Genomic DNA, 11467 nt, shown 5'->3' with positions numbered 1-11467 from the left:
CTTTTTTATGGGCAGATCAGAAGCTGTAGGTCATGCCGACGGTATAGCGACGGCCATCCAGCACGGTGTCATACGTATCGTAATCAATCTGCTTATCGAGCACGTTATACACACCGGCAGTAACCAGCAGGTTTTTGTTGGCGTTGTAGCGCATACCGACATCAACCTGAGTGTAGGACGGCGTACCCTGGGACATTGACGTGCGGCTCAGGTACTCAGACGTTTTACCGCGCAGGTTCAGACGGCTCCAGAATCCGACATCTGGCGTCGCCTGCCAGTCCAGGGTGGTGTTGAACATGTGTTTCGGCATTTTGTTCAGTGGCTTGCCGGAGAACTGGCCGCTCTTCTGCTCAGACTCCGTATAGGTGTAGTTTGCAGTCCAGTTCACATCGCGCGTGATTTTCCACCCGAAGGAGGACTCCACACCGCGCATGTTGGCTTTGTCCACGTTGACGCGATCGCTGACGAAATCATAGCTGTGATCGCCAATCGTACAGGCGGGATCGGCGCTGCTGTTACAGCGGCGAACTTCCGTAATCTTGTCCTTGAAGTCGGTATTAAACAGCGTTACGCCGGCATTCAGGTTATCGTTGTTATCCCAGAGCAGGGCGAGCTCTTCGCTCAGGCTCTTCTCTGGTTTCAGATCCGGGTTGCCAACGATGATACCGTCAAGACGGCCGCCACCCGTTACCTGGCCCCAGCTGGCAGACGACTGACGCAGATCCGGCGCACGATAGCCAGCCGAAACCCCGCCTTTTAACGTCCACTGATCGGCCAGGTGCCATACGCCGTAACCGCGCGGCGTCCAGTTAGTACCGTAGTTTTGGTCTTTGTCCATACGCAGGCCGCCGGTCAACGTAAAGCTTTCCGTCATTGCCCATTCATCTTCGGCAAACAGGGCCCAGCTCCAGCGCGTCAGTTTGTTCAGGCCGTCAGCAGCTTCCAGCTGATTACCCTTGTCGCGCAGTTTCTCATAACGATACTGCCCGCCGAGGGTCAACGTATGATCGCCGAGGAAAATCTGGTTCTGGTTGTTGAAGGTGGTGTTATAGGAGCGCATTTTGCGACCTGGATTATTGGTCTCTTCCTGCTGGATATAGCTGGTGGTATTGAAGTCGTCGTAATACCCGCTGTGCGTTAAGGAGTAGGTCGTGTGCTCATAGCGCGAGTCGCTTTTGGTATTTGGCGTACAGGTTGTTCCCCGGCAGGTTTCAGCCGCTTTCGACATCCCCGGGGTGCTGTTTCTGTCCTGAAGCTCGCGAGCAAAGTCGAGGTCGAAATCGTTCTTCTCGTCCGGCGTGAAGTTCAGCGTAATGCCACCGTTACGCATTTTCTGCTCGTTATAGCCGTTCACGATTTTATCTTCTGCGCGGCGTGACAACAGCCCCGTCACTTTTGCGCCCAGCAGTCCGTCGATCAGGGGACCAGAAGCGTAGGCGTTGGTCTGGAAGATATCGCCGGAATCATTGTTTTCCTGGAAGGTCGCATCGCCATGCAACGAACCGGTCCAGGCTTTAGTGTTCGAGACTTTTTTGGTAATGACGTTAATTACGCCACCCATAGCATCGGAGCCGTAAAGCGAGGACATCGGGCCGCGGATGACCTCGATGCGCTCAATGGACTCCAGCGGCGGCAGCCAGCCTTGTTCAATACCCGAGTTGTCGCTGTTGGGGCGGGTGCTTCGCGTACTGACGCGTTTGCCGTTCACCAGGAACAGGGTGTACTGAGAGGCCATGCCGCGAATACTGATATCACTGCTGCTCCCGCCGCCAGTGACGACAACGCCCGGGACGTCTCTCAGGGCATCGGTAACATCACGGTAGGCTTTATCTTCAATCTGCTGTTTTGAAATCACAGAGATGGAGGCGGGGGCATTCTGGATTTTTTGTTCAAAACCCGTCGCGGTGACGACAACGGTGTCCTGATCGGCTGCGTGAACGAAGGGGGAACATGTGGCAGCGCCAATGGCGACGGCCAGGAGCTTAATGCGCGGTATTGTCATTTGTACATTCCGTATAAAAATGAATAAAACTCCATCGGGATAACCCTGAGAACTGTATGTTTTTGTCTTGTAAGAACTCTTTGAGATGGAGAAGAGCCTGGAATTGTACAAAAGAATGTAGAATTGTAAACACAAATGATAATTGAAATCATTTGTGTTTGGGTGTCGGCGACAGAAATCAGGCTGGATTCAAGCGGATAGAAGTATGTAAAGAGGGGGAGGGGAAGACCCGGTAGGCAGGAGGCGCTACCGGGCAAAAGGCGGAACTTATCTGAACAGATGCTCCGCATGGAAGCGGAGATGATCCTCAATAAAGGACGCCATGAAGTAATAGCTGTGGTCGTATCCCGGCTGAATGCGCAGCGTTAGCGGCCAGTCCTTCTGGCGCGCGGCTTCCGCCAGCACCGCAGGCTGTAGTTGTCCGGCGAGGAACTGATCCGCATCGCCCTGATCGATAAGCATTGGGATCGCATTCACCGAATCGCTCGCCAGCATCAACGCGCAGCTGTCCCATTCCTGCCATTTTTCTGCATCTTCACCCAGATAGTGCGTAAAGGCTTTTTGCCCCCACGGCACCTGCGTTGGGTTCACAATCGGCGCAAATGCGGACACGCTGGTGTATTTCCCCGGATTTTTCAGCGCCATTATCAGCGCCCCGTGGCCCCCCATCGAATGTCCGCTTATCGCGCAGCGCTCGCTGACCGCGAACTGAGAGTGCACCAGGGCAGGCAGTTCATCGCGAATGTAGTCATACATGCGGTAATGGCTCGCCCACGGTTGTTCCGTGGCGTTGAGATAGAACCCGGCGCCTTTACCCAAATCGTATCCGGCATCGTCGGCCACGTCATCGCCACGCGGGCTGGTATCTGGCATCACCAGCGCAATGCCCAGTTCGGCGGCAATACGCTGGGCACCCGCTTTGGTGGTGAAGTTTTCGTCGTTGCAGGTCAGGCCTGAAAGCCAGTACAGCACCGGTGGATTGTCCGCAGGGGGCAGGAAAATGCTGAACGTCATAGCACAATTCAGCGTGGTGGAGTCGTGCCGCCAGCGCTGCTGTCGACCTTTAAAACAACGATGCTCTTCGAGCAGTTCCATGCAGGGCTCCTTAAAGGTAAGACGATTCATAAAACGCATAATACAGAGTTTTCATTGACCTGTGAGCAACTTTCACTTTCGCAGGACGGCGAGATGTTGCATCATAAATTTACTTTTCTTTAACAATTGGAGCGATCATGGCGCTGCGTATCGCGCTCAGCGGATTTGTGGTTCTGGTCGTGGCGATGGGGATAGGGCGCTTCGCCTTCACGCCTCAGGTGCCGCTGATGATAGCCGCCGGGCAACTCACGCTTACCAGCGCGGGGCTGGTGGCGGCAATGAACTATCTGGGCTATCTGGTGGGGGCATGGGATGCCATGCGCGCCCATCGCTTCGTTGAAACGCGTCTCTGGCTTGGCATCACCGGTGCGGTGGCGCTAACGCTGCTCTCCGCGGCGGCAGATAATGCCGTTGTTCACGGTCTGCTGCGCTTTGTGATCGGCTGCATGAGCGGCTGGTCGATGGTGCTGATTGCCGCCTGGACCAACGAGCGGCTGGGGCAGCTGGGCAAACCGGGACTCAGTGCGGCCGTCTTTGCCGGACCCGGGGCCGGCATCGCCCTGAGCGGCCTGCTGGCGGTCTATATTCAGGCGAAATCCTTGTCCGCCGGGGCGGCATGGCAAATCTACGGCGTACTGGCGCTGGTGCTGATTGTGCTGGTGGCGCGCTACCTGCCGCGGTCCGGGCAGCTCCATCGGCCCGGTACCGCGCCTGAACCGCTGCTGCTGACCGCAGATCTCAAGCGTCTGGTCTGGAGCTACAGCCTGGCAGGGTTCGGCTATATCCTCCCGGCGACCTTTTTATCGCAAATGGCGGCGGTGCGTTTTCCCGGCAGCCTGTTTGCCCAGTTTGTCTGGCCGATATTTGGCGCCGCCTCGGTGGTGGGAATTGCGCTCAGCATTGCCCTGCGGCATACATCAAGCGCTAACCGCAGGCTGGCGATTGTTCTGTGGTTACAGGGGATTGGCGTGCTGGCGGCCTGGCTGCTGCCGGGCATAGGCGGCTTGCTGACGGGTGGGCTGCTGGTGGGCGGCGGGTTCCTCTGCGCCGTGCAGCTCTCTCTTTTGTACGGTCGCGAGCTGGCGCCAGACCACACGCGTTATATGGCGGGACTGCTCACCACCGGGTATGCCATTGGTCAGCTGGTGGGTCCGGTCACGTCGGCACTGTCGACCTGGCTCACGCATCGGCTGGAACCTGCGCTGGGGCTGGCGGGGATCGCGCTGTTCGTTGGCGGAGCGTTAGTCTGGAACCGTCAGGCTGAAAGGCAACAGCAATTGCAATAATTATCGTCGTGAATACTGGATTATGTGCGTCGCCTCACGCACAATGAGCGCACACTTTTGCCACAACGAGGGCAAAAGACGCCACACCTGCAGGAGAAAAGAATGTCATCACTCAGTAAAGAAGCAGCCCTTGTCCATGAAGCGCTGGTTGCGCGCGGTCTTGAAACGCCACTGCGCCCGCCCGTGCAGGAGCTGGACAATGATACCCGCAAGAGTCTGATCGCCGGCCATATGACGGAGATCATGCAACTGCTGAATCTCGATCTGAGCGACGACAGCCTGATGGAGACGCCGCACCGCATCGCGAAGATGTACGTCGACGAAATTTTCTCCGGCCTGGATTACGCGAACTTCCCGAAAATCACCGTCATTGAAAATAAGATGAAGGTCGATGAGATGGTGACGGTACGCGATATCACGCTGACCAGCACCTGCGAGCATCACTTTGTGACCATCGATGGTAAAGCGACGGTGGCCTATATTCCAAAAGATACGGTCATTGGCCTGTCCAAGATCAACCGCATCGTGCAGTTCTTTGCCCAGCGTCCGCAGGTGCAGGAGCGTCTGACGCAGCAGATCCTGACCGCACTGCAAACTCTGTTGGGTACTAACAACGTGGCAGTGTCTATCGACGCGGTGCACTACTGCGTGAAAGCGCGCGGCGTGCGTGATGCAACCAGCGCAACCACCACCACTTCGCTGGGTGGCCTGTTCAAATCGAGCCAGAACACCCGCCAGGAGTTCCTGCGCGCCGTGCGTCACCACAACTAATCAGACAGGGCAGGGACCATGGAGCGAAACGTCACGCTCGATTTTGTTCGCGGCGTCGCCATTCTCGGTATCCTGCTGCTGAATATCAGCGCCTTCGGTCTGCCGAAGGCCGCTTATCTGAATCCTGCGTGGTATGGCGACATCACGCGCAGCGACGCCTGGACGTGGGCAATCCTCGATCTCTTTGCACAGGTTAAATTCCTGACCCTCTTTGCGCTTCTGTTTGGCGCGGGACTTCAGCTTCTCCTTAAACGCGGTACGCGCTGGATCCAGTCGCGTTTAACGCTGCTGGTTATCCTCGGTTTTATTCACGGGCTGCTGTTCTGGGACGGCGATATTCTGCTCGCGTATGGTCTGGTGGGGCTGATTTGCTGGCGGCTGATCCGCGACGCGCCCGGTGTGAAAAGCCTGTTTAATACCGGCGTGATGCTCTATGTCATGGGACTGACCGTGTTATTGCTGCTTGGCATGATTGCCGATGCTTCCACCAGTCGTTCATGGATCCCGGATGCGGCCAACCTGCAATATGAGCAGTTCTGGAAGCTGAAAGGCGGCATGGAAGCGATAGGCAACCGGGCCGATATGCTCGGCGATAATCTGCTGGCGCTGGGCGCGCAATACGGCTGGCAACTGGCGGGGATGATGCTGATGGGCGCAGCCCTGATGCGCACCGGCTGGCTGAAAGGGGAATTTAGCCTGCGACACTATCGTCGTACGGGAGCAGGGCTGGTGCTGCTCGGCGTGATCATCAACCTCCCGGCGGTGATGATGCAGTGGCATCTTCAGTGGGATTACCGCTGGTGTGCATTCCTGTTGCAGGTGCCGCGCGAACTGAGCGCGCCGTTCCAGACTATTGGCTATGCGGCGCTGATCTACGGCTTCTGGCCCCAGCTTTCCCGCCTGTGGATCGTCAGTGCGGTGGCCTGCGTTGGGCGGATGGCGTTAAGCAATTACATCCTGCAAACGCTGATATGCACCACGCTTTTCTACCGATTCGGCCTGTTTATGAAATTCGACCGCCTGACGCTGCTGGCGTTTGTTATTCCGGTCTGGATTGTTAACGTGGTGTTTTCGGTTATCTGGCTGCGTTTTTTCCGCCAGGGGCCGCTGGAATGGGCATGGCGACGGTTAACCGTCCGTGCTTCGGGCGTGTCATTGCGTAATACATCCAGATAACGATCTGGATCACAATCATTAACAAAACGGATGTAAGCGTTTTCATCTGTGTGAGCTTCTTCACGTAGTCTCCTCTCTCTCGCTGCCAGAATAGCCACCTTGCTAAACACAGGGGGTGTCTGTGAGTTGCTGCAATCCTTTAAAGGGTGGTGAATATGATCACCATTCGTGACGTCGCCCGCCAGGCGGGTGTTTCTGTTGCTACTGTCTCCCGCGTGCTGAACAACAGTGCGCTGGTCAGCCCTGAAACGCGTGAAACCGTAATGAAAGCCGTGACCCAGCTGGGGTACCGGCCAAACGCTAATGCCCAGGCGCTGGCGACGCAGGTCAGCGATACCATTGGCGTAGTGGTGATGGACGTGTCTGACGCCTTCTTCGGCGCGCTGGTCAAAGCGGTGGACGTCGTTGCCCAGCAGCACCAGAAATATGTGCTGATTGGCAACAGCTATCACGAGGCTGAAAAAGAGCGTTATGCCATTGAGGTACTGATCCGCCAGCGCTGTAACGCCCTGATTGTGCACTCTAAAGCCCTGAGCGATGAAGAGCTGGCCGGGTTTATGGAGCAGATCCCCGGCATGGTACTGATCAACCGTATCGTCCCCGGCTACGCGCACCGCTGCGTCGGTCTGGATAACATCAGCGGCGCGATGATGGCGACGCGGATGCTCATCAGCAACGGCCATCAGCGCATTGGTTATCTGGCCTCCAGCCACGGTATTGAAGACGACATGATGCGCCGCGAGGGCTGGCAAAACGCCCTGAAAGAGCAGGGCATTGCGCCGCTGGAAAGCTGGGTAGGTACCGGTTCGCCGGACATGCAGGGCGGTGAAGCGGCAATGGTGGAACTGCTGGGGCGTAATCTTCAGCTGACGGCCGTGTTTGCCTATAACGACAGCATGGCGGCAGGTGCGCTTACCGCGCTGAAAGACAACGGCATTGCGGTGCCACAGCATTTATCGCTGATCGGCTTTGACGATATCCCGATTGCCCGTTACACCGATCCGCAGCTGACAACGGTGCGTTACCCCATTGCGTCGATGGCGAAACTGGCGACAGAGCTGGCGTTACAGGGGGCGGCAGGGCTGTTAGATCCTGACGCAACGCATTGTTTTATGCCGACTTTAGTACGCCGCCATTCGGTCGCTATCCGACAAACTGTGGCTCCGATCACTAACTGATAACATCACGTGATGTAACCGTTTTCAATCTGTGAGTAAATTCACAGTATCTTAACAAGCCGCTGTCTATGATGTCAGCGTTTTAGGGGCTGAAACACAATGTAACGGTGATTATTCACTTTTACCGTTACCAGCATGCCTCAAACAACGAATAAAACGCATTTCTGGAGCGTTACCGAACACGGAAGCTGGACATTTTATAAGTGAACTTCGGCGATCAGTAACGTTTTATTAACTTCTGCCCGCCGACCGTTTTTCACAAGAACTACCCTGCATAAAAAAAACCGGAGATACCATGAATAAGAAGGTGTTGACTCTGTCTGCTGTCATGGCAAGCATGCTTTTTGGCGCAGCAGCGCACGCAGCGGATACCCGTATTGGCGTGACTATCTATAAATACGACGACAACTTCATGTCCGTTGTGCGTAAAGCAATTGAAAAAGATGCTAAATCAGCGCCAGACGTGCAGCTGCTGATGAATGACTCCCAGAATGACCAGTCCAAACAGAACGATCAGATTGACGTTCTTCTGGCAAAAGGCGTGAAAGCGCTGGCTATTAACCTGGTTGACCCGGCGGCGGCAGGCACGGTGATCGAGAAAGCGCGCGGCCAGAACGTGCCAATTGTCTTCTTCAACAAAGAACCTTCCCGTAAGGCGCTGGACAGCTACGACAAAGCGTATTACGTGGGTACCGACTCCAAAGAGTCCGGGATTATCCAGGGCGATCTGATTGCGAAACACTGGGCGGCGAACCCGAACTGGGATCTGAACAAAGATGGTCAGATTCAGTTCGTTCTGCTGAAAGGCGAACCGGGCCATCCGGATGCTGAAGCACGTACCACCTACGTTATTAAAGAGCTGAACGACAAGGGCCTGAAAACCCAGCAGCTGGCGTTAGACACCGCAATGTGGGACACCGCTCAGGCGAAAGATAAGATGGACGCGTGGCTGTCCGGCCCTAACGCCAACAAAATTGAAGTGGTCATCGCCAACAACGATGCAATGGCAATGGGTGCGGTAGAAGCGCTGAAAGCACACAACAAGTCCGCCATTCCTGTATTCGGTGTGGATGCCCTGCCAGAAGCGCTGGCGCTGGTGAAATCTGGCGCAATGGCCGGTACCGTGCTGAACGATGCCAACAACCAGGCGAAAGCCACCTTCGATCTGGCGAAAAACCTGGCCGACGGTAAAGGCGCCGCTGACGGGACTAACTGGAAAATTGACAACAAAATCGTTCGCGTTCCTTACGTGGGCGTAGACCAGTCCAACCTGGCTGAGTTTATCGGTAAATAAGTTATCTGCATTGTCTTCACTGGGCGCAATTCGTTGCGCCCTTTTATAACGCGATATGCGAGGCCAACAAGGTATAATTATGGTCAGCACAACTACTCAGTCGTCCGGTGAATATTTGTTGGAAATGACCGGTGTCAACAAGTCATTCCCCGGTGTTAAGGCGCTCGATAATGTTAATTTAAAAGTTCGTCCTCACTCTATTCATGCGTTAATGGGTGAAAACGGGGCGGGTAAATCAACATTATTAAAATGCCTTTTTGGGATCTATCAAAAAGATTCTGGCAGCATTCTTTTTCAGGGAAAAGAGATCGACTTCCATTCAGCGAAAGAAGCGCTGGAGAACGGTATCTCAATGGTACACCAGGAATTAAACCTGGTTCTGCAACGTTCAGTTATGGATAATATGTGGTTGGGCCGTTATCCAACCAAAGGTGTCTTTGTCGATCAGGATAAAATGTATCGCGACACCAAAGCCATTTTTGATGAGCTGGATATTGATATCGACCCGCGCGCCCGCGTCGGGACATTATCCGTTTCCCAGATGCAGATGATCGAAATTGCCAAAGCGTTCTCCTATGATGCGAAAATCGTGATCATGGATGAACCGACATCGTCATTAACGGAAAAAGAGGTTAACCACCTTTTTACCATTATTCGTAAGCTGAAAGATCGCGGCTGCGGCATTGTCTATATCTCACATAAAATGGAAGAGATCTTTCAGCTGTGCGATGAAATCACCATCCTGCGCGACGGCCAGTGGATCGCCACCCAGCCGCTGGAAGGGCTGGATATGGACAAGATCATCGCCATGATGGTTGGCCGTTCTCTGAACCAGCGTTTCCCGGATAAAGAAAACAAGCCAGGCGAAGTGATTCTGGAGGTGCGTAACCTGACCTCGCTGCGTCAGCCGTCTATCCGCGATGTCTCTTTCGATCTGCACAAGGGGGAGATCCTTGGCATCGCAGGGCTGGTGGGCGCCAAGCGCACCGATATCGTGGAAACCCTGTTTGGTATCCGTGAGAAAGCCGAAGGCACCATTACGCTGCACGGTAAGAAGATCAACAACCACAACGCCAACGAAGCCATTAATAATGGCTTTGCGCTGGTGACGGAAGAGCGTCGTTCTACCGGTATTTACGCTTATCTGGATATTAACTTTAACTCGTTAATTTCTAATATTCGCAATTACAAAAACAAAGTCGGGCTGCTGGATAATTCCCGCATGAAGAGCGATACCCAGTGGGTGATTGACTCCATGCGCGTGAAAACGCCGGGCCACCGCACGCAAATTGGCTCACTCTCGGGAGGGAACCAGCAGAAAGTCATTATTGGTCGCTGGCTATTAACCCAGCCTGAAATTTTGATGCTGGATGAACCTACGCGCGGTATCGACGTGGGTGCAAAATTTGAGATCTACCAGCTGATCGCCGAGCTGGCGAAAAAAGATAAAGGGATCATTATTATTTCTTCCGAAATGCCGGAATTGTTAGGGATCACAGACCGTATTCTGGTTATGAGCAATGGTCTCGTTGCCGGTATTGTTGAAACCAAAACGACAACGCAAAACGAAATTTTGCGTCTTGCGTCTTTGCACCTTTAAGATCAGGGGCTCCTCATGAGTGCGTTAAATAAAAAAAGTTTTCTCACTTATCTGAAAGAAGGCGGTATTTACGTTGTTCTTTTAGTCTTGCTGGCGATTATTATTTTCCAGGACCCTACGTTCTTAAGTCTGCTGAACTTGAGTAACATTCTGACCCAGTCTTCCGTCCGTATTATTATCGCGCTTGGCGTGGCGGGACTTATCGTTACCCAGGGGACTGACCTTTCGGCAGGGCGCCAGGTGGGTCTGGCGGCGGTCATTGCGGCGACCCTGTTGCAGTCGATGGAAAACGCCAACAAGGTGTTCCCGGAGATGGCGACCATGCCGATTTTCGTGGTGATCCTGATCGTGTGCGCCATCGGCGCGGTAATTGGCCTGATTAACGGCATCATCATTGCTTACCTGAACGTGACGCCATTCATCACCACGCTGGGCACGATGATCATCGTTTATGGTATCAACTCCCTGTACTACGATTTCGTCGGCGCGTCTCCAATCTCTGGCTTCGACAGCGGCTTCTCGACCTTCACGCAGGGGTTTGTTGCGTTGGGCAGCTTCCGTCTCTCCTACATCACCTTCTATGCGCTGATTGCGGTGGCGTTCGTCTGGATCCTGTGGAACAAAACCCGCTTCGGTAAAAACATCTTTGCTATCGGCGGTAACCCTGAAGCGGCGAAAGTGTCCGGGGTCAACGTGGCTCTGAACCTGCTGATGATTTACGCCCTGTCCGGGGTCTTCTACGCCTTCGGCGGGATGCTGGAAGCGGGCCGTATCGGCTCTGCAACCAACAACCTCGGCTTTATGTACGAACTGGATGCGATTGCAGCCTGCGTGGTTGGCGGCGTCTCCTTCAGCGGCGGCGTGGGGACCGTGCTGGGCGTGGTGACCGGTGTGATCATCTTCACCGTTATCAACTACGGCCTGACCTACATCGGCGTGAACCCGTACTGGCAGTACATCATCAAGGGTGCCATCATCATCTTCGCGGTTGCGCTGGATTCACTGAAGTACGCGCGTAAGAAGTAAGATCTTCAGAATGAAAAGGCCCGCTCACGTAGCGGGCCT

The 11467-nt window shown here is 54.5% G+C and carries 9 protein-coding genes; 7 read left to right on the top strand and 2 right to left on the bottom strand.

What is annotated here, in order from left to right; genetic code table 11:
• Positions 1-16: 16 nt before the first annotated feature.
• Complete coding sequence (locus LOC22_RS03070; RefSeq protein ID WP_015572315.1) at positions 17-2002, bottom strand: ligand-gated channel protein; 1986 nt, start codon at positions 2000-2002, stop codon at positions 17-19.
• Between the two features lie 267 nt (positions 2003-2269).
• Entirely contained in the window at positions 2270-3097 is an 828-nt protein-coding gene (fghA, locus tag LOC22_RS03065) for an S-formylglutathione hydrolase (RefSeq protein ID WP_048247084.1), read from the bottom strand.
• A gap of 137 nt (positions 3098-3234) precedes the next feature.
• On the opposite strand from fghA, the gene LOC22_RS03060 reads away from it, so the two are divergent.
• From LOC22_RS03060 to mglC, 7 genes are all read left to right on the top strand, one after another.
• A complete protein-coding gene (locus tag LOC22_RS03060) occupies positions 3235-4383 on the top strand; it encodes a YbfB/YjiJ family MFS transporter (protein ID WP_017383385.1) in 1149 nt (382 codons plus the stop codon).
• Between the two features lie 102 nt (positions 4384-4485).
• Positions 4486-5154 (top strand): GTP cyclohydrolase I FolE, encoded by a 669-nt coding sequence (gene folE, locus LOC22_RS03055; protein WP_015572317.1) that lies wholly within the window; start codon positions 4486-4488, stop codon positions 5152-5154.
• A gap of 18 nt (positions 5155-5172) precedes the next feature.
• The gene (yeiB, locus tag LOC22_RS03050) at positions 5173-6330 is read left to right on the top strand and encodes a DUF418 domain-containing protein YeiB (protein WP_048247085.1); all 1158 of its coding nucleotides are present in this window, start codon (positions 5173-5175) and stop codon (positions 6328-6330) included.
• Between the two features lie 155 nt (positions 6331-6485).
• Positions 6486-7508, top strand: coding sequence for an HTH-type transcriptional regulator GalS (gene galS, locus LOC22_RS03045; protein WP_003859324.1), 1023 nt, complete (start codon positions 6486-6488; stop codon positions 7506-7508).
• A 295-nt stretch (positions 7509-7803) separates the two neighbouring features.
• Positions 7804-8802 (top strand): galactose/glucose ABC transporter substrate-binding protein MglB, encoded by a 999-nt coding sequence (gene mglB, locus LOC22_RS03040; RefSeq protein ID WP_017383382.1) that lies wholly within the window; start codon positions 7804-7806, stop codon positions 8800-8802.
• 79 nt (positions 8803-8881) lie between these two features.
• Positions 8882-10402, top strand: a complete 1521-nt coding sequence (gene mglA, locus LOC22_RS03035; RefSeq protein WP_003859320.1) for a galactose/methyl galactoside ABC transporter ATP-binding protein MglA — start codon at positions 8882-8884, stop codon at positions 10400-10402.
• A 15-nt stretch (positions 10403-10417) separates the two neighbouring features.
• On the top strand, positions 10418-11428 hold the full coding sequence (mglC, locus tag LOC22_RS03030) for a galactose/methyl galactoside ABC transporter permease MglC (protein ID WP_003859318.1): 1011 nt from the start codon (positions 10418-10420) through the stop codon (positions 11426-11428).
• The last annotated feature ends 39 nt before the right edge of the window (positions 11429-11467 follow it).

Source organism: Enterobacter sp. AN-K1, assembly GCF_020971765.1.
GTDB classification, from domain to species: domain Bacteria; phylum Pseudomonadota; class Gammaproteobacteria; order Enterobacterales; family Enterobacteriaceae; genus Enterobacter; species Enterobacter hormaechei_C.
Note: the sequence above shows the minus strand (reverse complement) of the source record. Positions and strands in the feature narration are given on the sequence as shown.

Coding starts and splice junctions, on each gene's coding strand:
- galS (WP_003859324.1), top strand. CDS start 6,486: ATGATCACCATTCGTGACGTCGCCCGCCAGGCGGGTGTTTCTGTTGCT.
- LOC22_RS03070 (WP_015572315.1), bottom strand. CDS start 2,002: ATGACAATACCGCGCATTAAGCTCCTGGCCGTCGCCATTGGCGCTGCC.
- mglB (WP_017383382.1), top strand. CDS start 7,804: ATGAATAAGAAGGTGTTGACTCTGTCTGCTGTCATGGCAAGCATGCTT.
- mglC (WP_003859318.1), top strand. CDS start 10,418: ATGAGTGCGTTAAATAAAAAAAGTTTTCTCACTTATCTGAAAGAAGGC.
- LOC22_RS03060 (WP_017383385.1), top strand. CDS start 3,235: ATGGCGCTGCGTATCGCGCTCAGCGGATTTGTGGTTCTGGTCGTGGCG.
- folE (WP_015572317.1), top strand. CDS start 4,486: ATGTCATCACTCAGTAAAGAAGCAGCCCTTGTCCATGAAGCGCTGGTT.
- mglA (WP_003859320.1), top strand. CDS start 8,882: ATGGTCAGCACAACTACTCAGTCGTCCGGTGAATATTTGTTGGAAATG.
- yeiB (WP_048247085.1), top strand. CDS start 5,173: ATGGAGCGAAACGTCACGCTCGATTTTGTTCGCGGCGTCGCCATTCTC.
- fghA (WP_048247084.1), bottom strand. CDS start 3,097: ATGGAACTGCTCGAAGAGCATCGTTGTTTTAAAGGTCGACAGCAGCGC.